A 25237-nucleotide genomic window follows, 5' to 3' on the forward strand; every position below is an offset into this window, starting at 1 on the left:
AACCCCCGGCCCGCAGGCCGGGGGCGGCAGCCCATCCTCCGAGGGGATCAGAGGAAGAAATTGGCTGCTGTCAGTTCGTGGATGCCGTCAAGGCGGATCACCAGATCGGCCACGCCGTCGCCATCCACATGCGCCTCCACGAAGGTATTGCCGTCCTGCACGAAGCTGCGCACCGTGCCCGCCCCGCTGCCGAACTGCACGAAGGCAAAGCCCTGATCGCCCGCCAGTGCCGGATTGGTGTCGATCCGGCCCAGATAGATCAGATCCTCGGCATCGCTGAAGTCGGTGATGCGGTCGAACCCGCCGGGCGTATTCGGCGATTCCGCCGTGAAGTCAAAGACGAAGCGATCCGCGCCCGCGCCGCCGGACAGGACATCTGCCCCCAGACCTCCGGTCAGGATGTCGCGGCCCTCACCGCCCGAGATCAGGTCATTCCCGGCGCCGCCCGTCAGCACATCATCGCCAACCTCGCCACTTACGATGTCGTTACCGTCGCCGCCCGCCATCGTATCGTTCTCGGTTCCTCCCGTCATGATATCGTTGCCCGCACCGCCATCCAGCACATCTGCCCCGGCGTCCCCGAAAAGGCGATCGTTCTCGGCCCCGCCCAGCAAGCGGTCATTGCCATTGCCACCCTGCAACAGATCGACCCCGTCGCCGCCGTCCAGCACATCATTGCCCTCACCACCGCGCAGGGTATCGGCGCCTGCCGCGCCGGTCAGCCGGTCATTGCCGTTGCCACCGTCCAGAATGTTGTTCTGGCTGTCGCCAGTGATCGCATCGGCATTGCCGGTGCCGATCACATTCTCGAATCCGGTATACTGGGTATTGGCGAAACGCCCGTTCACGCCGATGGTGTTCGTCGCCCCGACAAGGGTGAAAAACTGGGTGAAGGCACTGAAGTCGATGGTGTCGGTGCCCACGCCACCATTGATGAAATCGGCGTCCGAGCGGTTGTCGGCCCGCACCAGATCATCGCCGGTGCCCGCGTCGATCTGGTCATTTCCGCTGCCACCCTGGATCGTATCATTCTCGGTGCCACCGAAAATCCGGTCATCGCCATTGCCGCCGGACAGGATGTCGTTGCCGCTGTCGCCGATCAGCTGGTCATTGCCGTCATCACCGTTCAGCTGATCGTTGTTCGACCCGCCGTAAAGCACATCATTCTCGGTGCCGCCGGACATCACATCGTTGCCGGTGCCACCAAACAACACGTCGATACCGCCGTCGCCAAACAGGCTGTCATCGCCGCTGTCGCCGATCACGCGGTCATTTTCGGTGCCGCCATAGATCGTGTCATTGCCGGTGCCGCCATCCAGTGTGTCATTGCCCGCCGAACCCGAAATCCGGTCACGGCCGTCGCCGCCAAGGATCGCATTTGCCAGGCTGTTCCCGGTCAGAAGGTCATTGTGGCGCGAGCCGGTCAGGTTTTCGATGTTGCGCAGCACGTCGCCTTCGGCGAAGCCGCCAAACTGCACGCCGGTCCGGGCAAGGTTCACGTTCACCGCGGCGGTCGAGCCGCTGTAATCCACAAGGTCGATCTCGGTCCCGCCGTCGATGGTGTCGCGGCCTTCGCCGGCACGGATCGTATCGTTGCCTGCCTCACCGAGGATCGAGTCGTTGCCAGAACCGCCGACCACACCGCTGCCATCCTCGATGACATCATTGCCGCTGCCCGCGAAAACAGTGTCATCGCCATCGGTGATCAGGATGCGGTCATTCCCGCCCAGCGCCGAAATCTTGTCGTTGCGGAAGCCGGGGATGCCAAAGGTAAAGCGGTCGTCCAGGAAGTTCGCAAGATTGCTGCCAATGATGTCGGCCATGATCGTTTCTCCATCGTGCCGGGGTTGTTCGTCTGGGATCACATTGCCTCTGCGTCAGCCCCCGCGCTGTTCCCGGCGGAACAGGCTTGCCGAAGCGGCGCGGATCGGCGCAGCATGAGTCGGCGATCACCCCGGAGCGGACGATGGACAGCCCCTTGCCCCGGCCCGCCTTCTGGCGGTCCTTCGACATGTTCGCCGCACTGCCGCCCGAAGCACTGGCGGCACTGGCGGCCATTGCCCAACGCCGCCGCTGGCAGCCCGGCGAAGTGCTGTTCCAGCGGGGAGAGCAGGGCGAATGGATGCTGGCACTGGCAGAGGGGCGGGTGAAGCTGACACTCCTGACCCCGCAGGGACGCGAGTTGATCCTGCGCCATGCCGAGGCGGGCGATACCCTGGGCGAATTTGCCCTGATCGACGGCGACCCCCGCTCCGCCGATGCCACCGCCGTCGCCCCGACCGAAGGCTGGCTGCTGGATCGCGCGCGTTTTGCGGAACTGGCCGAAACGCATCCCGCGCTTGGCATGGCTGCCGCACGCTATTTCTGCCGCCGTCTGCGCGACACCACCGATCAGCTTGAAGGCATCGCACTATATCAGCTTGAAGCGCGGCTGGCCCGGTTTCTGCTGTTCACCCTGCGCCAGATCCATGGCGAGGAACCGCCACCCGAAGCGCCCCTGCGGCTGGAGATCAGCCAGACCGAACTGGCCGCCGTGCTGGGGGCCAGTCGACCCAAGGTGAACCGTGCGCTGATGGCCTTGCAGGAGGCGGGCGCACTGCACCGCGCAGGCGACATCTGGCAATGCTGCACCGCCAGGCTGGCAGATCTGGCCGAGCCGGAGGGCTGATCCTTGCCGCGCAACCCATGGCCCGCCGCGGTTCTGGCTCTCAGCCTTGCCTTGGCCGCCCTGTTCGTGATCGCGCCACCGTGGCTGATCCTGTGGCAGGACCGGGTGTTTGACCGGATGATGACAGCCCTGCCCCCATCTGAACCTGTGGAACAGGTGACGGTGATCGACATCGGTGCAACCGACGACCTTGGCCAGCCATGGGACCGCACCGCCACGGCGCGTCTGGTTGCCAGAATCGCGGCGACAAAGCCCCGTGCAACCGGCTTCGACATCGTGTTTTCCGGGAATTGCGACCGGCCGGTAAATGCGGCGCTGGCCCATGGCTTCGCGCAGTCCGGGGCGGTGCTCGGCTTCCTCTTGTCACCCACACCGGGAGGCAGCCTGCCCCCCGGCGATCTGGCGGTGGCAGAGGATGTGACACTCTGGCCCGCGGCCGGTGCAGAAGCGCCCTGCCCCGCGTTCACCGCTGCGGCCTCGGCTGTGGCAAGCATCGCCCTTCCCGGCGATGCCGATGCAGCGGTGCGGCGCATACCGGCGGCCGTTTCGGTGGCAGGCATTGCCCATCCTTCGCTGCCCGTGGCCCTGGCCCGTCGCGTGCAGGGCGACGCCCCGGCGCTGTTGCTGCCAAGGGCACTTCGGCTGGGCGATGTGCAGCTCAGGGCACCTGACGGGCTGCTGCGCTTCATTCCCAGCCCGCCGGATCGCTGGCTGCAACGCAGCCTGCCCGCTGCCGGGGTGCTGTCGGGCTCAGTCACACTTCCTGACAGGGCATTGATTCTTGTCGGGTCCAGCCTGCCAGAGGCTGGCGGCCTGCGGCCGACCGCAGCCAGCCCTGTCACCCCTTCTGTGCAGATCATGGCTGACACGGTTGAACAGATCCTTTCGGGCCAAGTGCCATGGCGCCCCGTCTGGGCCCCGGCCACCGAGGCGCTGGTTGTGCTGGGTCTGGGTGGCGCTGGCCTATGGCTACTGTCCGCGCTGACGCCGGTTGCCGCAAGCCTCGCGCTGGCTCTGTCAGGCGCGCTCTGGGTTGGGGCGGCTCTGGTTCTGTGGCGCGGCACCGGCATGCTGCTGGACCCCGCAACCCCGCTGCTGGCCGCCTTCGGGACGCTGGCACTGGCGCTGCTCTCCCGCGCCGCGCTGGCCAGCCGGGCCGAGCGTGCCCTGCGCGCCCGCATGGCGCAGCTTGTTCCGCCCGCGCTGGTTTCCCGCATCGCCGCCGACCCCCGCCTGATGCGGCTGGAGGGCGAGCTGCGCGAGGTTACCGCCCTGTTCACCGACATCGAAGGCTTCAGCATCGCCACCGCCGAAATGGGCCCGCGCGAGATGGTTGCCCTGCTGGACGCCTATTTCGCGCTGACCTGCGGCATCGTGCTGAAACACGGCGGCATGATCGACAAGCTGGTGGGCGACGCGGTGCATGCACTGTTCAACGCGCCGCTGGACCAGCCGGGGCACGAGGCCGCCGCATTGGCCTGTGCCGCCGATCTGATCGCGGCGACGGAAAGCTTCCGCGCCGCACATGGCGGCTTCGGTCGCACCCGGATCGGGCTGGAAACCGGCCCGGCGGTTCTGGGCGATGTGGGGCACGGCGGGCGCATCGACTACACCGCCCATGGCGCGGCGGTGAACCTTGCCGCCCGCCTGCAAGAGGCGAACAAACGCTTCGGCACCTCCACCTGCATCGGCCCCGAACTCGCCCGCCGCTGCCCCGAAAATGTGCGCCCGCTGGGCGAGGCTGACATCCGCAGCTTCGGCCCCCTGCCGCTTTACACCCTGCGGACCGCCGCACCGTATCCCGCGAAGGAGTAACCCGATGACCCGACCGCCCCGCGCCCGCGACCTTGGCCTGCCCTTCCCCGGCACGCCCGGCCCACTGAATGCCATCACCGATGTGCCGGGGGTGGAGGTCGGCTTCTGCACGCTGACCGATCCGGCCCGCGACTTGCGCACCGGCGTCACCGCCATTCTGCCACGCGGCAAGGGCACCACGCCGATCCCCGTCACCGCAGGCCACTATGCGCTGAACGGCAATGGCGAGATGACGGGCACCCACTGGATCGACGACGCAGGCTATTTCCTCGGGCCGGTGGTGATTTCAAACACCCATGCCATTGGCGCCTGCCACACCGGCGCCGTGCAATGGATGATCGACACCTATGCCGAGCATTTCGCCGGAACGGCCTGGGCCATGCCAGTAGTGGCCGAAACCTATGATGGCGTGCTGAACGACATCACCCGCCTCAGCGTGACGCCCGATCACGCCCGCGCCGCTCTGGACGCTGCAAGCACCGGGCCTGTTGCAGAAGGCTCGACGGGCGGCGGCAATGGCATGATCGCCTATGAGTTCAAGGGCGGCACCGGCACCGCCTCGCGCCGGGTCGATCTGGGCGGCGAATGGACGGTGGCCGCGCTGGTGCAGGCGAATTTCGGCATCCGGCCCTGGCTGACCATCCTCGGCAAGCCGGTCGGGCAGATGCTGTCCGAGGACCGGCTGCTGCCACGCGAGACCGGCTCGATCATCGTGATCCTTGCCACCGACGCGCCGCTGTCGCCGCTTTCCCTGCGGGCGCTGGCGAAGCGCGCGGCCATCGGTATCGGGCGCACCGGCACGCCGGGGGGCAATAGCTCGGGCGACATCTTCCTCGCCTTTAGCACCGCCAATCCCCAAAGCATGGCCGAGCGCGCCAACCTGCTGCGTCAGGTGACCGAATTGAACCCCGATCATCTGGACCCGATCTATCTGGCAGCGGTCGAAGCGGTGGACGAGGCCGTGGTCAATGCCATGGTCGCGGGCGAGGACGTGCCGACCGTCAAGCCACGCGGCAAGATCTGCCGGGCCATAGGGCGCGAAAGGCTGGCCGCGCTGTTCCGCGATTGATAGACGGCCCTGACCTGAACGGAAAGGCCTAGGCATGACCCCCGACTGGATCGCCGCCGATTGCACCGCAAATCACCTGCGCCTCTGGGCCATGGGCCCGGATGGCGTTCTGGCCCGCGCCGAAGCCCCCGCCGGGGCCGAGCCGCTGGTGACACTACAGAGACTCGCCGCGCAATGGCTGGCCGAGGGGCGGCAGGTCGAGGTCATCGCCAGCGGCCTTGCCCCCGTCACCGCCTTGCGCGCCGTGCCCTGCACCCCGGTCGCAACCGCCCTGCCCGCAACGATGGTCGATCCCCGCCTGAGCCTGCGCCTTGTGCCCGGCCTGCGTCAGGACCGCCCGGCAGATCTGACACAGGGCGCCGAGGTGCGGATCGCCGGGGCGCTTCGGGTGCTGGGTGATTTCGACGGGGTGATCTGCCTGCCCGGCCGCACGACCGTCTGGGCGCATCTCAGCGCGGGCGAGGTCGTCAGCTTCCAAAGCTTCGTCACCGGCCATCTGCTTGCCACGCTGGCAGGGGTATCCACCCTGCCGCCGGACAGCACCGCCTTCACAGAGGCGCTGACCCTCAGCCGATCACGCCCCGAGCGGCTGGCGTCGCAGATTGCCAGCCTGCAAGCCGAAGCCCTGCTTTCGGGCCTCGACGCCCGCACCCTGCGGTCGCGCCGGTCAGGGCTGCTTCTGGGGGCGGAACTGACCGCTGCCCGTCCCTATTGGCTGGGTCAGCGCGTGGTTCTGGTGGGGGCCGATCCCGAAAGCCACCGCATCGCACTGGCCGCAGAGGGGGTGCCAGCGCAGATCCTGCCCGAAGAAGCCTGCATCCTCGCGGGGCTTGCCCTGTTGCACAGGGCAGGCTGATCCTTCAGGCCGTCACCCGCGCGTTGTGGCAGGCGGCATCAGGTGACGGACACATATCCAGCAGCGCGGCCAGACCGCAGTTGCCCTTCACCAGATCGGCAAGTGTCACCATGTCCAGCTCGTGAAAGAACGCCTCCAGCGCGCGAATCAGGTAATTGCGCAAGCGGCAGGTCGCGGTCAGCGGGCAGGTATTGCTTTGCGCATCGAAACATTCCGCGAAGGGCATACCACTTTCAAAGCTGCGAAACACCTCGCCCACGGAAATCGCCTCCATCGGCCGGGCCAGCCGCAACCCGCCTGCGCGTCCGCGCAGCGTTTCGACATACCCGCCAGCCTGAAGCAGGTTCACCACCTGCAAGAGGTGATTGACCGAGGCATTGCAGCGTTCGGCAATTTCGGCGGTGCGGACGGTCCGGCCCTCGTTCACGGCACAGAACATCAGCACACGGGTGGCAAGGTTGGTTCGGGTTGTCAGGCGCATGAAAGTCCTGTGGCATGAGCGACTTTATCGCATGTGACACGAAACCGCGCCCTTGTATCTGATCCAGATCAGACAACGGGTCGGATAATGTGGTATCCGCTCTGCGACTTGGGATGAATTGATGCCATCGGCTCGCCGTAACGACATGCTGGAACTGGCAATGGCACCACAGGCGCGGCGGTTGCAAATCGCGGCGGCGGTCTCGGTGCTGGCCGCGCTGATCTGGCCGGGGCAGGCGGTGCTGGTGGCACGGGCGCTTGGCCGGTTGCTGGACGGGGTTCCGGTGGCGCCGCTGCCGGTGGCGGCGGGCTTTGTCGCGCTTGGGCTGATCCGGGCCGCGCTGGGCCTGTGGGCTGACCGATTGTCACAGCAGGCCGCCGAAAGCGTCATCACCGGCCTGCGCAACCAGATCATCGCAGCCGAAGCTGCGCGTGCGTATGAAACCGCGTTCGGGGGCGCCGGGGCGGTGGCCGCGCTGGCGGGCGAGAAGCTGGCGACGCTGGCCCCATGGCTGCTGCGCTACGGCCCGGCCCGTGCCCGCGTCATGGTTACGCCCCTCGTGCTTCTGACACTGAGCTTCAGCCTGTCCTGGGCTGCGGGCCTGATCCTGCTGATCTCCGGCCCGCTGATCCCGGTCTTCATGGCACTGGTCGGGATGGCGGCAAAGGATGCCAGCGCCCGGCAACTGGCTGGCATCGGCAGCCTGAACGACCTGCTGGTCGAGCGCCTGTCGGCACTGGCCGACATCCGCCTGCTGGGTGCCGGGCGGCAGGTGGCCGATGGCTTCGCGGCCGAGGCGACCAACCTGCGCCAGCGCAGCATGGCGGTGCTGCGTCTGGCCTTCCTGTCCTCGACCGTTCTGGAACTCTTTGCCGCCATCGGCGTGGCGATGATGGCGGTCTATGTCGGCTTCTCGCTGCTTGGTGAGGTGAGCTTCGGCACATGGGGCGGGCCGCTGACACCCGCGCAAGGGATCTTCCTGTTGCTGCTCGCGCCAGAGTTCTATCAGCCGCTACGCGATCTGGCGGCCGCATGGCATGACCGCGCCGCCACCGATGCCCTGCGGGACGAACTGGGCCTGTGGCAGGCAGCGGCAACCCCGGCCCGGCCGGGCGCGGGTGCCCGCGTGACGCGCCTGTCCGGTCCGGCAGACCTGCGCCTGACGGGGTGCCGCCTGCCCTCGGGCGCTGCACTTCCCGAGATTGCCATTTCTGCGGGCGAGGCGGTGGCGCTGGTGGGGCCGTCGGGTGCGGGCAAGACAAGCACCCTGCGGCTGATGGCGGGGCTGGTGCCCGCAGCCCCCGGCATGGTGCGGGTGGCCGGGGGGCAGTTGCTGGATGATGCCGCCGCTGACGGCTGGCGTGCGCGCATCGGCTGGATGCCACAGGCGGTGCATTTCCTTGGCACCAGCTTTGGCGCAAGCCTGCGGATGGGCCGCGAGGGCGATCTTGCGACGGCGATGAAGGCTGCGGCCGCCGGTCACCTGACCCCGCGCCTGACCGCCCGCCCCGGCGAAACCGGCGGCGGCCTTTCGGGTGGCGAGGCACGGCGACTGTCGCTGGCCCGTGCGCTTCTGGCCGCGCCAGACGTGATCCTTGCCGACGAGCCGACCGCCGATCTGGATGCCGAAACCGCCCACGCTGTTGTCGATGGCCTTCTGGCCGCGCGAGACCGTGGCGTCACGCTGGTCATCGCCACCCATGACCCGGCGCTGGCCGCTCGCATGGACCGCATCATCCGTATCGGAAATCCGGCATGAGCGCGCTTTGGCAGATCCTGCGCCTGATGCTGCGCGACCAGCGCGCGGCCATGGTGCGCGGCGCGGCGCTGGCCGTGCTGGTGCTGGCCATGGGCGTGGCGCTTCTGGGCCTGTCGGGCTGGTTCATCACCGCCGCAGCAGCGGCCGGTCTGGCGGGGGTTGGCGCCACCTTCGACGTATTCCGCCCCTCGGCCATGGTGCGCTTTCTGGCACTGGGCCGCGCCGCAGCGCGCTACGGCGAGCGGCTGGCGACGCATGACGCGACCCTGCGCGCGCTGGAAAGCCTGCGGCTGCGCCTGCTGACAGGGCATCTGGCGGCACCGTGGCAAAAGCTGATCCGGCTGCGCGGGGCAGAGGCGCTGAACCGGCTGACCGCCGATGTCGATGCACTGGACGGGTTGCCGCTGCGGCTGGCCCTGCCGCTGCTGGCCGGGGGTGCGACGCAGCTTCTGGCTTTCGCGGCACTGTGGATGTTGACGGGGTGGCAGGTCGCCGTCTGGGTTATGGCCGTCTCTGTGGCGGGCGGCGCCCTCGTGCTCTGGCATATGGCGCGGCATACCCTGCGCCCCTCGCGCCGGGCCGAGGCCGCAGCGCAGGCATTTCGCACCCGGCTGATCGACATGATCCGCGCCCGTGACGATCTGGCGGTCTATGGCCATCTGGAGGCGCAACAGGTCGCAGTCAGATCGGCCGAGGCGCGGCGGCACGAATGGCGTCTGGGCCTTGACCGGACAGACCGCCGCGCCGGGGCGGTGCTGGCCGGGCTGTCCGCCCTTGTGGCAGGCGGCACCTTGTGGCTGGGGCTGACCATGGCGCAGGACGGGCGGCTCACCCCCGCTATTGCGGCCCTTGGGGTCTTTGCCGCGCTGGCGCTTGCCGAAACGCTGATGCCGCTGCGCCGGGCCGTTGCCGATCTGGGCAGGATGGCCGATGCGGCCCGGCGCATTAAGGGCGGTTTGGTCAGCCCCCTGCCAACACTTGCCACGGTCACCGGAACCGGCGGCTTGCAGGTAAGCACCCTTCGCCTTGCCCGTCCCGGCGAAAGCCTGTCACTGACCGCGCCGCTAAGCTTTGCCGTCGCGCCGGGGGAAACCGTGGCCCTGACCGGACCAAGCGGTGCGGGCAAATCCACCGTGCTGCTGGCACTGGCGGGGCTGCATCCGCCGCTCTCCGGCCAGATCATGCTTGCCGGTCGCCCGCTGGCCGAGTGGGATGATCCGTCACTGCGCGCCTTGCTGACGCTGGTGCCGCAACGCTCCGTCCTCATGGCGGGAACCGTGGCCGAGGCGCTGCGCCTTGCCGCGCCGGAGGCCACCGGAGACCAGATGTGGCAGGCTCTTGAGGCGACCGCACTGGCCGATACGATCCGCGCACGGGGCGGGCTGGAGATGCGGCTGGGCAGCCGCGGCACCGGCCTGTCGGGCGGTGAGGCGCGGCGTCTGGTGTTGGCCCGTGCCCTGCTGCGCCGCCCGGCGATTCTGCTGCTGGACGAACCGACCGAAGGGCTGGACCCCGCGACCGCGACCCATGTGTTGAACGGCATCCGTGCGCATCTGCCGCAGGCCGCCATCCTGCTGGCTTCGCACCGGGATGCGGAAACAGATCAGGCGCTTCGAAAGGTCACAGTTCTTTAACTTACGGCAGTGATACGAGTTATTGACACAGATCAAGGCCGCTCTGGTCTGAACGGCTAAAGACATTCATTATCTGGAATGCGTATCTCGCGCCTTCCACCCCCAACCCGGAGTGCTGGACATGGAATTCGGCATCGTCGAGCTGTCACGCCTGCAATTTGCGATGACAGCCATGTATCACTTTCTATTCGTGCCTTTGACGCTGGGCCTGTCGATCCTCGTCGCCATAATGGAAACCGTCTATGTGATGACCAACCGCCCCATCTGGCGACAGATGACGAAGTTCTGGGGCATGTTGTTCGGCATCAACTTTGCCCTCGGTGTCGCCACCGGCATCACGATGGAATTCCAATTCGGCATGAACTGGAGCTATTACTCGCATTACGTCGGCGACATTTTCGGCGCACCGCTGGCGATCGAGGGGCTGATGGCCTTCTTCCTTGAGGCCACTTTCGTCGGGTTGTTCTTCTTCGGCTGGGACAAGCTGAGCAAGGTGCAGCATCTGGTCGTCGCATGGCTGGTCGCCATCGGCTCCAACTTTTCGGCACTATGGATCCTGATCGCGAATGGCTGGATGCAGAACCCGGTCGGCGCGGAATTCAACCCGATGACCATGCGCATGGAGATGACGGATTTCTTCGAGGTGCTGTTCAATGAGGTGGCGCAGGCGAAATTCGTGCATACCGTCAGCGCGGGCTATGTGACCGCCTCGGTCTTCGTGATCGGCGTTTCAGCCTGGTATCTGCTGCGTGGCCGCCACGCGGAACTGGCACGCCGCTCGATCACCGTCGCCTCGGCCTTCGGGCTGGCCTCGGCCTTCTCGGTCGTGCTGCTGGGGGATGAGTCGGGTTACGACACCTCGCTGAACCAGAAGATGAAGATGGCCGCGATCGAGGCGATGTGGGAGACCGAGCCCGCCCCCGCCCCCTTTACCGCCTTCGGCTTCCCTGATCAGGAAGCGCGCGAAACGCATTATGCGATCCATGTGCCCTATGTGATGGGGCTGATCGGCACACGGTCGCTGAATACCCAGATTCCGGGGATCAGCGATCTGGTGGCGCAGGCTGAGACGCGAATCCGGTCGGGCCTTGTTGCCTATGATGCGCTGATGACGGTGCGCGCCGAACGCGACGCGACACCGCCCGAGGTGATGCAGACCTTCGAGGATCATTCCGCCGATCTGGGCTTTGCCTTCCTGTTGAAAAAATATGTCGATGATCCACGGCAAGCCAGCGAAGCGCAGATCAAGGCCGCCGCCAATGATACCGTGCCGACGGTCTGGCCGCTGTTCTGGGCCTTTCGCATCATGGTGGCCTTGGGCTTCGGCTTCATCGGAACCATGGCCTATTTCTTCTGGCGCGCCTCGTTCAGGCAGATGCGCTATCCCCGCTGGGCGCTGCATGTCGCGGTCTGGATGATCCCGGCGCCATGGATCGCCGCAGAGATGGGTTGGTTCGTCGCCGAATTCGGCCGCCAGCCCTGGACAGTGGACGGCGTGCTGCCCACCGCCATGTCGGTCAGCGCCCTGTCGATGACAGAGGTCGCACTGACGCTGGCCGGGTTCGTGCTGTTCTACACCGTGCTCTTCATCATCGAGATGGGCCTGATGCTGAAATACATCCGCAAGGGTCCGTTTCAGGATGTCGCGGAAACCGAGGCCTGGGTGGCGCGCCACCACGACCGACTGGCGGGCCGGCGCAATGCCGATGCCATCGCCCAACCTGCGGAGTGATCGCCATGATCCTGCATGAACTTCTCAGCTATGATCTGCTGCGCGTGATCTGGTGGGGCCTGCTGGGCGTCCTGCTGATCGGCTTTGCGCTGACCGACGGGTTCGACATGGGGGTGGGCGCGCTTTTGCCCTTCACCGCCCAGACCGATGTCGAGCGCCGCATCGTCATCAACACCGTCGGCCCGGTGTGGGAGGGCAATCAGGTCTGGTTCATCCTTGGTGGTGGCGCGATCTTCGCCGCATGGCCACCGCTTTACGCAGTCAGCTTCTCGGGCTTCTACCTTGCCATGTTCGCGGTGCTGGCCTGCTTCATCGTCCGGCCCGTCGCGTTCAAATACCGCTCCAAACGCGATGGATTTGCGTGGCGCAACCGCTGGGACTGGGCCTTGTTCGTCTCGGGCGCGGCGCCGGCGCTGCTGTTCGGTGTGGCGGTCGGCAATGTGATCCAGGGCGTGCCCTTCCACTTTACCGACGATCTGCACACGATCTATGAAGGCGCCTGGTATGCCAAGTTCATCGGCTTGCTGGACCCGTTCTCGCTGCTGGCGGGGGTGGTGTCGCTGTCGATGCTGGTGATGCATGGCGGCGCCTGGCTGACGGTGAAGACCACGGGCGAGGTGCAGAAACGCGCCCGCGCCTATGGCTCCATCGCCGCGCTGGTCGCGGTGGCCACCTATGCGCTGGCGGGCGTCTGGCTGGCCTATGGCATCGGCGGGTATCGGATCGTCGGCGAGGTGGCGGCCAATGGCCCGTCCAACCCGCTGTATTTTCAGGTCGAGCGCACGGCAAGCTGGCTTTCCGCCTATGCCGACCGGCCGTGGATTGCCATTGCCCCCGCGCTGGGTATCCTTGGTGGCTTGCTGACCTTCGCGGGTCTGCGGGCGGGGCGCGAGGTCACGACGCTGCTGTTTTCCAAGCTCGCGATCCTTGGCGTGATCTCCTCGGTCGGGCTGACGATGTTTCCCTTCATCATGCCGTCCTCCAGTGATCCGCGCTCGTCGCTGACGGTCTGGAACAGTTCGTCCTCGCATCTCACGCTGTTCATCATGCTGGTGGTCACGGTGATCTTCATGCCGCTGATCCTTGCCTATACCGCCTGGGTCTACCGGGTGCTCTGGGGCAAGGTGACGGCGAAGGACGTGACCGAAAACAGCCATTCCGTTTACTGAAAGGAACCGATCATGTGGTATTTCGCCTGGATGCTCGGCCTGCCGCTGGCAGCCATCTTCGCGGTGATGAACGCGATGTGGCTGGAACTGAAAGAAGACGAGAAGGTGATCCGCAGCGGCGATACGCGGTAAAGGGCAGGGCGGGCTGCGTGCCTCGGCCCGCCCTTTCCGGGTCAGAGCGGCAGGTCAAGTCCTGCCGCCCCGGCCAGCAGCACGAAGTTCAGCCCCAGCACCGCGACGGCGCCGACAATGGCCAGCAACCGCACCAAAAGGCTGGTGGCGAACTCGCCCATGATGTCGCGGCGCGAGGTGAAGATGATCAGCGCGATCATCGGCACCGGCAGCGCGATGCTGAGGATCACCTGGCTCATCACCAAGGCCTGTGTCGCGTTCACCCCGGCGGCCACCACTGCGAAGGCCGGAACCATGGTCACAAGCCGCCGCAGCCAGATCGGCACCCGGATATGCAGGAAGCCCTGCATGATTAGCTGCCCCGCCATCGTCCCCACGACCGAGCTGGAAATGCCCGAAGCGATCAGCGATGCAAGGAACATCCCTGCCGCCGCCGCGCCCAGAAGCGGCGTCAGCGTGTGATAGGCCGTCTCGATCTCGGCCACCTCGGCATAGCCCTGATGGAAGGCACTGGCCGCCATCATCACCATGGCCATGTTGACCATCCCGGCCACGGCCAGCGCCAGCACCACCTCGACGTTGGAAAAGCGCAAGACCTTGCGGCGTTCCGCCTCGCTGCGCACGGCGGCGCGGCCCTGCGTCAGGCCGGAGTGCAGATAGATCGCATGCGGCATGACGGTGGCGCCGATAATGCCCACCGCGATCATCAGCGCGGTCTGGTCGGGCAGTGCCGGGCTGAACATGCCGCCCGCCGCCGCACCCCAGTCGACCGGGGCGATCAGCATTTCGGCCAGATAGCAAAGACCGATCATGCCGACCATCGCCCCGATAATCAGTTCCATCGGGCGGAAGCCCTGCCGCTCAAACAGCAGAATGCCGTAGGTGACGACCGCCGTGATCGCCATGCCCACGATCAGCGGCAGGTTGAACAGCAGCGCAAGGCCAATTGCGCCGCCCAGAAACTCGGCAAGGTCGGTGGCCATGGCGGCGATCTCGCTGATCGCCCACATGATCCAGACCACAGGTTTCGGGAAATTGTCGCGCGACAGTTCAGCAAGGTTCTTGCCGGTCACGATGCCCAGCCGCGCCGAAAGGGCCTGAAACAGCATGGCAATCAGATTGGCCAGAAGCACGACCCACAGCAGCGTATAGCCATAGCCCGCGCCGGCCTGAATGTTCGTCGCGTAATTGCCGGGGTCCATATAGGCGACCGAGGCGATGATGGCAGGCCCTGCGAACAACAGCTTGCCGCGTAGCCCCTGCCGCTCGCCCGCCAGAACCGCCGACATGCCCTGCCGCGTCCGATCCGAATAAGAAGACATTCCTGCGCATCCCGAGTTAGCCTGCGGGTCAAGATATAGCTTAGGCTATAATTCGTGCAAGAGGCTTTCCCTACTCCGAAAAGGCTGGCCCGAAGGCACAGCCTTGGCTATAACGCATTCCCCGAAGATCGCTGCCGGAGCCGCCCCGTGACCGAGGACATCCCCCAAGCGCCCATCCCCGCCCGCGAACAGGCAGACCGCTTTCTGCGCGCGCGTGAGGTGCAGTCGGTCGCATTGCTGGAGGATTACGTCGAGATGATCGGCGACCTGATCGCCGAAATGGGCGAAGCTCGGGTAGCCGATATTGCCGAACGGATGGGTGTGGCCCAGCCCACCGCAACCAAGGCGGTAGCGCGGCTGAAGCGCGAGGGGCTGGCGATCTCGCGCCCTTATCGCGGTGTTTTCCTGACCGACGCGGGTGGCACGCTGGCCGAAAAGGTGCGCGCCCGGCATCGGACCGTAGTCGCGCTGCTGATGGCTGTCGGTGTGCCCGAGGAAACCGCCGAACTGGATGCCGAGGGGATCGAACATCACGTCTCGGATCAGACGCTGCAAGCCTTCGAAAGCTTTCTGGCCGGGCGCTGACGGGCTGGCATGGCCTGCCGATTTGTCATATGCGGCAAGGCAACCCGCGATTGCGACCGACCGGAGACCCCATGTTCATCGCCACGCTGCTGACCGCCCCTGACCGCCCGATACTGGACCGCGCCACCGTCGAAACCCTGCGCGCTGCATGGAATGGCGGCGAAACGCTCTGGCTCGATCCCGGCGTGGCGGTGGAATTCACGTTGGAGGCGATGCCAGCCGATCGCTGGCAGATGTGGGAGCAGTTGCAGGCCCACGGCATCGACCTTGTGGTGCAACCGGCCGAAGGGCGACGCAAGGCGCTGCTGCTGGCGGATATGGATTCGACCATGATCCAGCAGGAATGCATTGACGAACTGGCCGCCGAGGCCGGGGTGGGTGCCTACGTCGCCGACATCACCCGCCGCGCCATGAATGGCGAACTGGATTTCGAGGCCGCGCTGCGTGAACGCGTGGGGCTGCTCAAGGGATTGCCCGAAGGCGTGATCGAGCAGGTCTGGACCGACCGCATCACCTTCATGCCCGGCGGGCGCGAATTGCTGGCCACTATGCGCGCCCATGGTGCCTATGCGGCGCTGGTTTCAGGCGGGTTCACCGCCTTCACCTCCCGCGTGGCCGAAGCGCTGGGATTTGATGAAAACCGCGCCAATACGCTGATTGCCGCGGACGGCGTGCTGACCGGCGAAGTAGGCATGCCCATTCTGGGCAAGGCCGCAAAGCTTGAGGCGCTGGAGCAGATCTCGGCCCGCATGGGGATCACGCCGGAACAGGCGATGGCGGTGGGCGATGGCGCCAATGATCTGGCGATGCTGAACCGGGCAGGTGCCGGGGTCGCGCTGCACGCCAAACCCTCGGTCGCGGCACAATGCGACATCCGTATCAACCACGGCGATCTGACGGCGCTGCTGTATATCCAGGGCTACCGGCGCGAGGATTTCGCGGCATGATCGTGCGACCCGCCACCCTCGCCGATGCGCCCGCGATGACCGATCTGCTGAACCGCATCATCGCCATCGGCGGCACCACGGCGCATGAGACCCCGTTTACGCCCGAGGCCGTGGCAAGCCACTACATCGCAGGCGACGAGCCGATCTGCTGCCATCTGGCCGAGGACGAGGCCGGGCTGATCGGGTTTCAATGTGTCGGTCACAACCCGGCGCTACCCGAAGGCTGGGGCGACATCGGCAGCTTCGTCAGCCCTGACCGCCAGCGCAGCGGCGCAGGCGGGGCACTGTTCGCCGCTACCGTGCCCGCCGCCCGCGCGGCGGGGTTGATCGTGCTGAACGCCACGATCCGGGCCGACAATACGCCGGGGCTTGGCTATTACGCCCGGCGCGGCTTTGTCGATTACGCGACCGACCCCGATTATGCGTTGAAAAGCGGCAAGGTCGTCGGCCGCGTCTCGCGCCGGTTCGATCTGTGATGTTCGAGGTCACTTACGACCTTGCCGCCATGCTGATCGTGGCGGCCTTTGCGGCGGGCTTCGTGGACAGTATCGCGGGTGGGGGCGGGCTGATTACCCTGCCTGCCCTGCTGCTGGCGGGGGCGAGCCCGGTGCAGGCGCTGTCCACCAACAAGGTGCAGGGCACCTTCGGCGCGGCGACGGCGGCGATTTCCTATGCCCGCGCGGGCCATGTGAACCCGCGCCACCAGATCCGCGCGGCGATCGGGGCCTTTGCCGCAGGCGCCCTTGGCGCACTGGCCGTCAGCATCCTGCCGACCGAGGGGCTGCGCTATGCCCTACCCGTCATCCTGATCGGCATTGCGCTGTTCTTCGCGCTGAAACCGGGGCTGACCGATGCCGACCGCACCGCCCGGATGCCCGCAGTGGTATTTTCGGCCACCATTGTCCCGCTGATCGGCTTTTACGACGGACTGATCGGGCCGGGCGCCGGGGCCTTCTATATGATCGGCTTCGTCCTGCTGGCGGGCTATGGCGTGCTGAAAGCCACGGCGCATACCAAGCTTCTGAACTTCGCCTCCAACATCGGCGGGCTGCTGATCTTTGCCGCGCAAGGGGCGCCTTGGTGGGCAATGGGGCTGGCGATGGGGGCGGCACAGATCGCAGGCGCGCGGCTGGGGTCGCGGCTGGCCATGCGGATCGGGGCGCGGATCATCAAGCCGCTGCTGGTGATCAGCTCCACCGCGCTGGCGCTGCGGCTGATCTGGCAACTGGCGACCGGCTAACGCCCGCGCGTCCAGCCGCCGGATTGACGGCGCAGCCGCACCGCGAGCGTCACCGCCGCATAGACCGCGAAACCGACGGGATCGGCCAGGGCCAGCCGCGCCAGCGCCGCCTTGCCAAGGCGCGCCTTGCCCTCGCGCGCGGGCAGATCCGGCCAGATCGCCGCAATCTCCCGCACGCCCGCATCCTGCCGCCGCCGCACGCGGGTCAGCGCGGCAAAGCCTTCGACCATCGGCCAGAGATATGTGGGCGCCACCTGCACCCTTTCGCCCGGCGCGAATTGCAGCCGCACGAAAGTATCGTCCGAGATGATGGCCGGAAACTCTGCCCATCGCGCCCGCCCCGCAGCATTCACCGCAAACAGCCCATAGCCCGGCGCCACACTGCGGTTGAAGGGCAGACGCCGCCAGAAGCGCGCATAGGCGCGGGTCACAACGCTGCGCGGCTTCGGAATAACCGGCGTGCCCCCGGCATAAAGCGGCTGGTCGCCCTCCAGCGCCGCAATCAGCGCCGCCATCAGCGGGGGCGAGACGATGACATCGGCATCCAGATAGGCCCGTAGCCCGCCCTGCGCCACTGCATCCCCCGCATTCAGCGCACCGGGCTTGCCGCCCTCAACCAGATCGAGCACCTCCAGCCGCCAGCCCGTTGCTTCTGCCGCCGTCTGCCGTTGCCGGGCCACCGTCGCCGTCGCATCGCGCGAACCGTTGGAGACCACAATCACCTCGGCCCCGCCCGGCACCGGGTCGGAGGCCAGCAGCGCGTCCAGACAGGCGCCGATATAGGCTTCCTCGTTCGAGGCGGGGAGGATGACGCTCAGCACCCGTCGCAGCCTTTCGCCAGCACCCGCCAGCGCGGGTTTTCATCACCCAGATGCCGCAGCGCGCCCCAGCTTCCCCATTTCGTCGGGCGGTAGACATCGACGAAGGCATTGAAAGGTGCATCGGTCAGCCCAGCCCAGCCTTTCAGCAGCACGGCGTAAAGCGCTCCCATTTCCGGGGCGTAATTCAGCGCCTGAAAGAAAGCGGTGAGTTCGGCATCCTCGGTCACCGGGCCATAGCCGACGACATGGCTGCCACCCTCATACATCACAAGCCGCAGACCCTCGGCCTTTGCGACTTCGGCATGATGCGGCAGAACGCGAGTCAACAAGTCGTCCAGCGTATCCTCGGCCACGCCCGAGTGCCTGCCGTCACGCAACTCCTCTGCCGCACCGGCGATGGCCTGCGCATAGGGTTGCTGCGGATCGGCCTGCGCGCTATCGGCCAGCCAGCCCTTGACCATGGCCTGCTTGGCCTCGCTGCCCAGCAGCGCCGCGAAATAGCCGGTGACGGCATAGGCGTCAAAGCTGCCCTTCGGCGCGGGCTTGCCTTCAGCCACCGCCAGCGGCGCGTCAAGGATCGCGCGTTCCGCCCCCGGCACGCCGGTCTGGGTGGCCACCACGCGGACCAGCCGCTTCGCTGCATCATTGCCAAAGACCGCCGACCAGATCCCCATGACCTCGGCTGCGCGCAGGCCATAGAATTGCAGCCCCGCACCCTCGTCGCCCCAGCGCGCCTTCGCCTGTTCGCGCGCCCATTGGCCTTGGGCGAATTGCGGGTTCCAGACCTCGTTGGAATATTCGACCCAAGCAACGCGTCCGGGTTCCAGCAGATCCGCCACGCTTTCGGCGTAGAACCGCACCAGCGGATCGCCCGCCAGATGCGGCAGGGTGAACCACGGATCAGCATCCAAGTCATTGGCCAGCGCCACCATCACCTCCACCGGCACGCCATTGCGCGCCCAGGTGTAATCATCAGGCTTGGGGCTGGCCTCGACAGTGGAGAGCGTGGAATCGTTGGTCGCCATCCAATCCATGAAGCGGATCGCCCGCACGCCGCGAATACGGTCCAGCCAGTCGGGGTTGAAGATCTGCCCGGCCGCGAAATCCGCCGCGCGATCCTCGCGCACAATGGTAATGCGGCGCAGCGGGTCATCCCTTTCGGTGCGGGTGAGGGTCAGCAGCACTGCCCCTTCGCCCGGCGTATAGTCGAAGGCCAGACCGCCGCCCGGCAGAGGCGTCAGGTTCTGCGCGCGGCCCTCCACCGTCAGCTCACCCTGCCCCTGCCAGTGCACCAGATAGCGCCCGGCGACCCCGCCCGCGTCCTCTGGCAGATCGGTCAGCACCAGCGTGGAAATCCCGGTGATGCCGGGGGGGAGCGCAATCGGCCAGCCATTCGCGTTCAGCCAGCCGCCCGTCGCCAATGCATCATGATCCATCCCGCCCCATTGGCCCGCCAGATGGCCCGTCCATGGCCGGGCTGTTTTCATCACGTCCAGAAACGGCTGCTGCACCGACCAGTCATTCACCCCCACAAGCCCCAGCGCCAGCGCGGGATTGGTGACCGGGGTGAAGGCCGCAGGCCCCTCCGGTGGCACGGGATCGGGCGCAGGGGCGGGTGCCATAGTTTCTTTGACGACAGGTTTCGCATCGGCCGGAACAGGTTCACCGTTCGCAGGTTCCAGCGTAGTCATGGCGCGCGGTTCAGGCTTGCGGGCAAGCTCCGGCTGCGCTGCCGCCCATGCAATGCGCTGCATCGCGGCGGCCAATTCCGCCGAGATTACCGCGTCACGGCTTTGCCAGCGACGGCCCAGTTTTGGGGGGAGACCCTCGGGCGTTTCTCCGGTCAGCATGGCCAGATGCACCATCGCAATCAGATACTGGCCCTTGCCATTGGGGTGGATGTCATCGGCAAACAGCTCGCGGATGTCGGCAACCCCCGGCAAGGCGCCTGCCTGTGCGGCCCCTGCGGCCAGCGCCATCGCCTGCCCGGCGGGGATCAGCCGCACCGGCGGCGCAGTGCCGGGCCGGATCGCCTCGGCCGCCGCAGCCAGATCCAGCCAAGCCGCGCGATCTGCCGCGATCCGGGCCAGCCATGGCACGCCCGCCCCCGGATCATCCGCGATCACCGCACCGGGACCGGAGACAAGGCTGTGCCATGTCTCATAGATATAGACCGCCGTCGCCGGGTTCTGCGCCCATGCCAGCCCGGCCCAGTTGGCCACCTGCCCGGAACTGTCATTCCATTCCGCCTGCCCCGCCAGTGGAATCGCCTCGGTCAGGATCAGCGTGCCGATCTGGCCCGTTTCCAGCCGGGCACGGCCATTTGCGCCCTCGGCCCCGGCCGCGTGATCCCACTGATATTTCAGCGGTGCGCCATTGATGATCTGCGCCTCGACACGCACCTCCTCGACCCCGGCCGCGCGCAGGCCATCTTCCAGCAGGGGCGGAAGATTGGGGCCAACGAGGCTGTGGCCCACGAAAAGGATGTCAGCCAGAAACGCGAGGAGGGACATGCTTAAGCCTTATCAACCGGATACACCGGACGGAGCATAGCCGCGCACCGCGTCCCAGACCACCGCCTGAATGATCGGCACAGCATCGACGGGCAGCGCCGTGGCCGGGTTGCCATCGGCCCGGTTCAGACGGTGGGGCAGGCCCTGCGGGCTGCGGCCGGTCAGCGCCGCAAAATGCACAAGCGCCACGACATAGGCCCCCAGATCATTCAGGTGGATGGGGTCTACCTCGCCCGCCGCATCGCGGGCGAACAGATCCTGCCGGTTGGTCAGCCCCGGCACCTCGCCCGCCTCGATCCGCCGCACCAGCGCCGCCATCGCCTGACCGGCGGGGATAATGTGGATCGGGCCGGTCGCCGGATCGGCCATGGCCTCGGCCACCAGCGGCTCCCACAACTCCGGCAAGTCACCGTCCAGCCGGGAGAGCCAACCCTGCGGATCGTCCAGCCGATGCCAGGTTTCATAGAGATACACCCGCACATCCGGCCGCGCTGCCCGCGCCAGTGCTGCCCAATGCGCCAGCGCCACCGCGCTGTCATGCCAGCGCAGGGCGTCGCGCAGTTCCACCATTTCCGTCAGAACAACTGCGTCATAATCGCCGGATCCGATCGCAGCTTCGGCCGCACGATAGGCGGGGGTGGCATTTTCCTCGGCATGGCCCGGAACGTCACCCGCGCGGTGCTGGTTCAACGAGGCCCCCCAGCCCAGCTGACTGTTGTAGCGGTAGCCCGGCCCCATCATCTGCGCCAGCATGGCGGGCATCTCGCGGCCAACAAGGCTGTGGCCGAGGTGATAGACCGATCCGGGGGGACGAGGCGGCAAGGCCGCATATTGCGCTGCGAATGCCGCACTGTCATGGCGCGAAGACCAGCGCCAGCCCGCCGCCACCGCCACGGCGGCCCCTGCTATCAGCATCAAACGTCGTTTCATTCCCGCCAGATCGGCAGCCCAAGGCAGGATTGCAAGGTTTGCCCTGCGATTTGCCGCCTAGAACCGGGTCAGAACCAGAAGGGACGGCCCCGAAGCCGTCACCGGCGCCTCGCTGATCTCAAGCCCCTGCGACGCCAGATCAAAGACGAACAGCCGCCCGCCCTGCGGTGGGACGTATTGCCCCGCCTGCACCACCCGCACCTCGGGCGCCGGCAGGTCGCGGGCGGTCATCACGTTGAAATCCTCGACCGGCGCGGTCACATCCACGGCCCGCAGCGCCACATCCCCCGGAAAGGCAGCCGGGACCAACAGGTCACAGCGCAGGTCAATCCCGTCGCCAACCAACCCAAAGCCGGGACCAGACAGCACGGTCAGCACCCGGTCAATGCCCGGAAACAGCGAGAAATCGCCATCCTCCACCACCGAGGCCATCGACAACCGGAAGCGCAGCCCCTGCGGCCCGTCTTCGCGCCACAGTTCCACCGTGCGGCCTTTGCCATTGGCCCAAGGCATTTCGGTATAATCCGCCCGGCCCAGCCTCATTCCGCGCCCCCGATCATCGCCGGGCTTTCCGGCGCCAGTTCCTCGAAATCGAAGTTATCAAGGCGCCGTGCGCGACGACCAGCCTTTTCGCTGCTGATGCGGATTTCCTCGATGTCCTTCGCGGCCTGCCCGAAATGCCTGTCAAGGTTCGCCACCCGGTCGCCCAGCCGCGAAACGTCCTGATACAGCAGCGCCAGTTCCTTGCGGATCGCCCCCGCCTGTTCGCGCATCCGCGCATCCTTCAGCACCGCGCGCATGGTGTTCAGCGTCGCCATGCAGGTGGTGGGCGAAACGATCCAGACCCGCGCGGCAAAACCGTCGCGGATCAGTTCGGGGAAATTGGCATGCAATTCAGCATAGACCGCCTCGGAGGGCAGGAACATCAGCGCGCCATCGGCGGTTTCGCCCTCAAGGATGTAACGCTCTGAAATCGCTTTGATATGCGTGCGCACCGCCTGCCGCAGCTGACGCGCAGCAAGGTCCAGATCAGCCTGCCCTTGCGCGCGGCGGAGGGCTTCATACGCCTCCAGCGGGAATTTGCTGTCGATCACGATGGGGCCGGGCGGGTTGGGCAGGTGGATCAGGCAATCCGCCCGCCGCCCGTTGGAAAGCGTGGCCTGCATCGTGTAGCTGTCCGACGGCAGCGCCTTCAGCACGATATCATGCAACTGGATCTCGCCAAAGGCGCCGCGCGTCTGCTTGTTGGACAGGATATCCTGCAAGCCCAGCACATTCCCCGACAGTTTCTCGATATTCGCTTGCGCCTTGTCGATGGTTTCCAGACGCTGCTGCAACTCGCCCAGTGAATGCGCGGTGCGGGTTGCCGTGCCGTGCAGGCTTTCGCCCATCTGGCGTTGAACCTCAGCCAGACGCTGTTCCATCACCTGCAACATGGCGGTCTGGCTGACCGCCTGCGCCTCAGACACATGATGCAGCCCGCCCGCCAGCCGCTCCTGCCCGTCGGCAAGGCTTTGCACCCGCTGCCCCAGCCAGCCCAGTTCCTGCACCAGCGGCTGCGCAGCCCGACCGGAGGCGCGCAGCACAAGCAGCAGCAGCAGGACGATCAGCCCGACAAGTCCACCCACGATCAGCACGACCGGATCATTCCACGCCAGTTCCATGGTTCCCAGCCGGATCATCTGCGCCCGAACAGTCGTTCGATGTCAGTCAGCTTCAGCTCCACATAGGTCGGCCGCCCATGATTGCACTGGCCCGACATCGGCGTCGCCTCCATCTCGCGCAGCAATGCATTCATTTCGTCTGCCCGCATCTGGCGGCCGGAACGGATCGAGCCATGGCAGGCCATCCGGCTCAGCACCGCGTCGATGCGGCCTTTCAGGCGCTCTGACGATCCCAGATCGGCCAGATCGTCCACAATGTCACGGATCAGCGCGGCAGCATCGACGCGGCCAAGGATCGCGGGCACCTCACGCACGGCAATGGCACCGCCACCGAACGGCTCGATCCGCAGCCCCAGCGTCGCCAGATCCTCCGCAATCTCCAACAGGCGCGCGGCATCGGCCTCGGACAGATCGACGATTTCGGGGATCAGCAGCGCCTGCGCGGCAATCCCCTTGTCGGATGCCTGTGCCTTCAGCCTCTCATAGACCAGCCGCTCATGCGCGGCATGCTGATCGACGATGACCATGCCATTGGCCGTCTGGGCGATGATGTAGTTTTCATGCACCTGCGCGCGGGCCGCACCCAGCGGACGTTCGGTCAGATCGGGTTCCGGCGCGGCGATCGTTTCGACGCGGGCCGAGGGTGCCTCGGCAAAGCCGGGTTGCGGCGTGGGGGCCTGGGCCGCGAAAGCACGGGCGAAGGTCGCCTGCGATGGACGATCCATCTGATAGATGCGCGGCGGCACAGCCGCGGGCTCCGCGGGTTCCGGGCGGAACGCCTCCAGCGTTTCGGTCGCCACGGTGTTGGAGGCGCGATGCCCCGCCCCGGTCAGCGCCAGCCGCAGCCCCGAGACAATCAGCCCCCGCACCAGCGCCGGTTCACGAAAGCGCACCTCGGCCTTGGCGGGATGGACGTTCACGTCCACCCGTTCGGGGTCGCAGACCACATTCAGCACGGCAGCCGGATGCCGGTCACGGCTGAGCACATCCATATAGGCCGCGCGCAACGCCCCCAGCAGCATCTTGTCCAGCACCGGGCGGCCATTGACGAACAGGAATTGCGCCACTGACGATCCACGCGAATAGGTCGGCAGCGCGGCATAACCGACCAGCCGCACACCTTCGCGGTCAAGGTCGATGCGCAGGGCATTTTCGCCGAAGTCACTGCCCAGCACGCGCGAGACGCGGTGATGCAGCGCGTCGAAGAAATCACCGTTTTCCGCATCGGCGCGGAAGACAAGCCGCCCGTCGCCACCACCGCTGACATCGCGCAGGGTGAAACCGACATGCGGCTCCGCCAGCGCGAGGCGCTTCATCACATCGGAAATCGCGCCCATCTCGGCCCGGTCAGAGCGCAGGAATTTCAGCCGTGCCGGGGTGGCATAGAACAGGTCGCGCAATTCGACCACAGTGCCGCGGTTCAGCGCGGCGGGGCGCAGATCGCCCATGCGCCCGCCCTCGACCGTCAGGCTGACGCCCTCGAACCCCTGCGCGCGCGAGGTGATGGTCAGCCGCCCCACAGCACCGAGGCTGGGCAGCGCCTCGCCACGAAAACCGAAGCTCTGGATGTTCAGCAGGTCCGAGCCGTCGATCTTCGATGTCGCATGCCGCGACAGGGCCAGCGGCAGGTCGTCGCCCGTCATGCCGCAGCCATCGTCGGTAACGCGGATCAGCGTCTTGCCGCCATCCGCATAATCCACCGCGATGCGCCGCGCGCCGGCGTCCAGTGCGTTTTCCACCAACTCTTTCACGGCAGAAGCAGGGCGTTCCACCACCTCGCCCGCCGCGATACGGTTGATCGCCGCTTCATCCAGTTGCCGGATGACCGGCCGCGCCATGTTGGGGGTTTCCAGCTTCATGCCGCAAGACCTAGCACAGGGGCGCAGATTCGGCCACAGGA

General features: G+C 66.6%; 22 protein-coding genes. 13 read left to right on the forward strand and 9 right to left on the reverse strand.

What is annotated here, in order from left to right:
- Positions 1 to 47 precede the first annotated feature (47 nt).
- The gene (locus D2N39_RS15825) at positions 48 to 1823 is read right to left on the reverse strand and encodes a calcium-binding protein (RefSeq protein WP_119135758.1); all 1776 of its coding nucleotides are present in this window, start codon (positions 1821 to 1823) and stop codon (positions 48 to 50) included.
- A gap of 143 nt (positions 1824 to 1966) precedes the next feature.
- On the opposite strand from D2N39_RS15825, the gene D2N39_RS15830 reads away from it, so the two are divergent.
- From D2N39_RS15830 to D2N39_RS15845, 4 genes are read left to right on the forward strand one after another with little or no spacing between them, the layout of a single operon-like run.
- Positions 1967 to 2668, forward strand: a complete 702-nt coding sequence (locus D2N39_RS15830) for a Crp/Fnr family transcriptional regulator (RefSeq protein WP_119135868.1) — start codon at positions 1967 to 1969, stop codon at positions 2666 to 2668.
- Positions 2669 to 2671: 3 nt separating this feature from the next.
- The gene (locus D2N39_RS15835) at positions 2672 to 4483 is read left to right on the forward strand and encodes a CHASE2 domain-containing protein (protein WP_119135759.1); all 1812 of its coding nucleotides are present in this window, start codon (positions 2672 to 2674) and stop codon (positions 4481 to 4483) included.
- 4 nt (positions 4484 to 4487) lie between these two features.
- Entirely contained in the window at positions 4488 to 5552 is a 1065-nt protein-coding gene (locus tag D2N39_RS15840) for a DmpA family aminopeptidase (RefSeq protein ID WP_119135760.1), read from the forward strand.
- A 34-nt stretch (positions 5553 to 5586) separates the two neighbouring features.
- Positions 5587 to 6408 carry a 2-dehydro-3-deoxygalactonokinase gene (locus D2N39_RS15845; protein ID WP_119135761.1) on the forward strand — a complete coding sequence of 274 codons (822 nt, stop codon included), beginning with the start codon at positions 5587 to 5589 and terminating at the stop codon, positions 6406 to 6408.
- 4 nt (positions 6409 to 6412) lie between these two features.
- Here the strand turns inward: D2N39_RS15845 and D2N39_RS15850 are convergent, their stop codons facing one another.
- Entirely contained in the window at positions 6413 to 6889 is a 477-nt protein-coding gene (locus tag D2N39_RS15850) for an RrF2 family transcriptional regulator (protein WP_119135762.1), read from the reverse strand.
- A 121-nt stretch (positions 6890 to 7010) separates the two neighbouring features.
- Here D2N39_RS15850 and D2N39_RS15855 point away from each other — a divergent pair, with 121 nt between their 5' ends.
- The 5 genes from D2N39_RS15855 to cydX all read left to right on the forward strand — a co-directional run bounded on the left by D2N39_RS15855 (position 7011) and on the right by cydX (position 13315).
- Positions 7011 to 8648, forward strand: coding sequence for an ATP-binding cassette domain-containing protein (locus D2N39_RS15855; protein WP_119135763.1), 1638 nt, complete (start codon positions 7011 to 7013; stop codon positions 8646 to 8648).
- Positions 8645 to 10282, forward strand: coding sequence for an amino acid ABC transporter ATP-binding/permease protein (locus D2N39_RS15860; RefSeq protein WP_119135764.1), 1638 nt, complete (start codon positions 8645 to 8647; stop codon positions 10280 to 10282). Before D2N39_RS15855 ends, D2N39_RS15860 begins: the two co-directional genes overlap by 4 nt.
- A gap of 121 nt (positions 10283 to 10403) precedes the next feature.
- On the forward strand, positions 10404 to 12014 hold the full coding sequence (locus D2N39_RS15865) for a cytochrome ubiquinol oxidase subunit I (protein ID WP_119135765.1): 1611 nt from the start codon (positions 10404 to 10406) through the stop codon (positions 12012 to 12014).
- A 5-nt stretch (positions 12015 to 12019) separates the two neighbouring features.
- Positions 12020 to 13183, forward strand: coding sequence for a cytochrome d ubiquinol oxidase subunit II (gene cydB / locus D2N39_RS15870; protein WP_119135766.1), 1164 nt, complete (start codon positions 12020 to 12022; stop codon positions 13181 to 13183).
- A gap of 12 nt (positions 13184 to 13195) precedes the next feature.
- Positions 13196 to 13315 (forward strand): cytochrome bd-I oxidase subunit CydX, encoded by a 120-nt coding sequence (gene cydX, locus D2N39_RS15875; RefSeq protein ID WP_119135767.1) that lies wholly within the window; start codon positions 13196 to 13198, stop codon positions 13313 to 13315.
- 41 nt (positions 13316 to 13356) lie between these two features.
- On the opposite strand, the gene D2N39_RS15880 is transcribed toward cydX, so the two are convergent.
- On the reverse strand, positions 13357 to 14637 hold the full coding sequence (locus D2N39_RS15880; protein WP_119135768.1) for an Nramp family divalent metal transporter: 1281 nt from the start codon (positions 14635 to 14637) through the stop codon (positions 13357 to 13359).
- Between the two features lie 147 nt (positions 14638 to 14784).
- Here D2N39_RS15880 and mntR point away from each other — a divergent pair, with 147 nt between their 5' ends.
- The 4 genes from mntR (at position 14785) to D2N39_RS15900 (ending at position 17409) form a co-directional block, all read left to right on the forward strand.
- Entirely contained in the window at positions 14785 to 15222 is a 438-nt protein-coding gene (gene mntR, locus D2N39_RS15885; protein WP_119135769.1) for a manganese-binding transcriptional regulator MntR, read from the forward strand.
- Between the two features lie 71 nt (positions 15223 to 15293).
- Positions 15294 to 16169 (forward strand): phosphoserine phosphatase SerB, encoded by an 876-nt coding sequence (serB, locus tag D2N39_RS15890; RefSeq protein WP_119135770.1) that lies wholly within the window; start codon positions 15294 to 15296, stop codon positions 16167 to 16169.
- On the forward strand, positions 16166 to 16645 hold the full coding sequence (locus D2N39_RS15895; protein WP_119135771.1) for a GNAT family N-acetyltransferase: 480 nt from the start codon (positions 16166 to 16168) through the stop codon (positions 16643 to 16645). The genes serB and D2N39_RS15895 overlap by 4 nt, the downstream gene beginning before the upstream one ends.
- Positions 16645 to 17409 (forward strand): TSUP family transporter, encoded by a 765-nt coding sequence (locus tag D2N39_RS15900; protein ID WP_119135772.1) that lies wholly within the window; start codon positions 16645 to 16647, stop codon positions 17407 to 17409. The genes D2N39_RS15895 and D2N39_RS15900 overlap by 1 nt, the downstream gene beginning before the upstream one ends.
- On the opposite strand, the gene D2N39_RS15905 is transcribed toward D2N39_RS15900, so the two are convergent.
- From D2N39_RS15905 to mutL, 6 genes are all read right to left on the reverse strand, one after another.
- Positions 17406 to 18239, reverse strand: a complete 834-nt coding sequence (locus tag D2N39_RS15905; RefSeq protein ID WP_119135773.1) for a glycosyltransferase family 2 protein — start codon at positions 18237 to 18239, stop codon at positions 17406 to 17408. The two genes, D2N39_RS15900 and D2N39_RS15905, sit on opposite strands and share 4 nt — an antisense overlap.
- A complete protein-coding gene (locus D2N39_RS15910) occupies positions 18224 to 20743 on the reverse strand; it encodes a hypothetical protein (RefSeq protein WP_119135774.1) in 2520 nt (839 codons plus the stop codon). The genes D2N39_RS15905 and D2N39_RS15910 overlap by 16 nt, the downstream gene beginning before the upstream one ends.
- A gap of 12 nt (positions 20744 to 20755) precedes the next feature.
- Entirely contained in the window at positions 20756 to 21658 is a 903-nt protein-coding gene (locus tag D2N39_RS15915) for a hypothetical protein (RefSeq protein WP_233557206.1), read from the reverse strand.
- Between the two features lie 72 nt (positions 21659 to 21730).
- Positions 21731 to 22216: a HutD/Ves family protein gene (locus tag D2N39_RS15920; RefSeq protein WP_119135776.1), complete on the reverse strand. Its 486-nt coding sequence runs from the start codon at positions 22214 to 22216 to the stop codon at positions 21731 to 21733.
- The gene (locus tag D2N39_RS15925; RefSeq protein WP_119135777.1) at positions 22213 to 23355 is read right to left on the reverse strand and encodes a DNA recombination protein RmuC; all 1143 of its coding nucleotides are present in this window, start codon (positions 23353 to 23355) and stop codon (positions 22213 to 22215) included. The genes D2N39_RS15920 and D2N39_RS15925 overlap by 4 nt, the downstream gene beginning before the upstream one ends.
- Positions 23352 to 25196: a DNA mismatch repair endonuclease MutL gene (mutL, locus tag D2N39_RS15930; RefSeq protein ID WP_119135778.1), complete on the reverse strand. Its 1845-nt coding sequence runs from the start codon at positions 25194 to 25196 to the stop codon at positions 23352 to 23354. Before mutL ends, D2N39_RS15925 begins: the two co-directional genes overlap by 4 nt.
- Between the last annotated feature and the right edge of the window lie 41 nt (positions 25197 to 25237).

This window comes from Gemmobacter lutimaris, assembly GCF_003570715.1.
Classification (GTDB): domain Bacteria; phylum Pseudomonadota; class Alphaproteobacteria; order Rhodobacterales; family Rhodobacteraceae; genus Gemmobacter; species Gemmobacter lutimaris.

Excerpts from the sequence above, each read along its gene's own strand:
- D2N39_RS15825 (WP_119135758.1), bottom strand. The coding sequence starts at position 1,823 with ATGGCCGACATCATTGGCAGCAATCTTGCGAACTTCCTGGACGACCGC.
- D2N39_RS15830 (WP_119135868.1), top strand. The coding sequence starts at position 1,967 with ATGGACAGCCCCTTGCCCCGGCCCGCCTTCTGGCGGTCCTTCGACATG.
- D2N39_RS15840 (WP_119135760.1), top strand. The coding sequence starts at position 4,488 with ATGACCCGACCGCCCCGCGCCCGCGACCTTGGCCTGCCCTTCCCCGGC.
- D2N39_RS15845 (WP_119135761.1), top strand. The coding sequence starts at position 5,587 with ATGACCCCCGACTGGATCGCCGCCGATTGCACCGCAAATCACCTGCGC.
- D2N39_RS15850 (WP_119135762.1), bottom strand. The coding sequence starts at position 6,889 with ATGCGCCTGACAACCCGAACCAACCTTGCCACCCGTGTGCTGATGTTC.
- D2N39_RS15855 (WP_119135763.1), top strand. The coding sequence starts at position 7,011 with ATGCCATCGGCTCGCCGTAACGACATGCTGGAACTGGCAATGGCACCA.
- D2N39_RS15860 (WP_119135764.1), top strand. The coding sequence starts at position 8,645 with ATGAGCGCGCTTTGGCAGATCCTGCGCCTGATGCTGCGCGACCAGCGC.
- D2N39_RS15865 (WP_119135765.1), top strand. The coding sequence starts at position 10,404 with ATGGAATTCGGCATCGTCGAGCTGTCACGCCTGCAATTTGCGATGACA.
- cydB (WP_119135766.1), top strand. The coding sequence starts at position 12,020 with ATGATCCTGCATGAACTTCTCAGCTATGATCTGCTGCGCGTGATCTGG.
- cydX (WP_119135767.1), top strand. The coding sequence starts at position 13,196 with ATGTGGTATTTCGCCTGGATGCTCGGCCTGCCGCTGGCAGCCATCTTC.
- D2N39_RS15880 (WP_119135768.1), bottom strand. The coding sequence starts at position 14,637 with ATGTCTTCTTATTCGGATCGGACGCGGCAGGGCATGTCGGCGGTTCTG.
- serB (WP_119135770.1), top strand. The coding sequence starts at position 15,294 with ATGTTCATCGCCACGCTGCTGACCGCCCCTGACCGCCCGATACTGGAC.
- D2N39_RS15895 (WP_119135771.1), top strand. The coding sequence starts at position 16,166 with ATGATCGTGCGACCCGCCACCCTCGCCGATGCGCCCGCGATGACCGAT.
- D2N39_RS15900 (WP_119135772.1), top strand. The coding sequence starts at position 16,645 with ATGTTCGAGGTCACTTACGACCTTGCCGCCATGCTGATCGTGGCGGCC.
- D2N39_RS15910 (WP_119135774.1), bottom strand. The coding sequence starts at position 20,743 with ATGTCCCTCCTCGCGTTTCTGGCTGACATCCTTTTCGTGGGCCACAGC.
- D2N39_RS15915 (WP_233557206.1), bottom strand. The coding sequence starts at position 21,658 with ATGCTGATAGCAGGGGCCGCCGTGGCGGTGGCGGCGGGCTGGCGCTGG.
- D2N39_RS15920 (WP_119135776.1), bottom strand. The coding sequence starts at position 22,216 with ATGAGGCTGGGCCGGGCGGATTATACCGAAATGCCTTGGGCCAATGGC.
- D2N39_RS15925 (WP_119135777.1), bottom strand. The coding sequence starts at position 23,355 with ATGATCCGGCTGGGAACCATGGAACTGGCGTGGAATGATCCGGTCGTG.
- mutL (WP_119135778.1), bottom strand. The coding sequence starts at position 25,196 with ATGAAGCTGGAAACCCCCAACATGGCGCGGCCGGTCATCCGGCAACTG.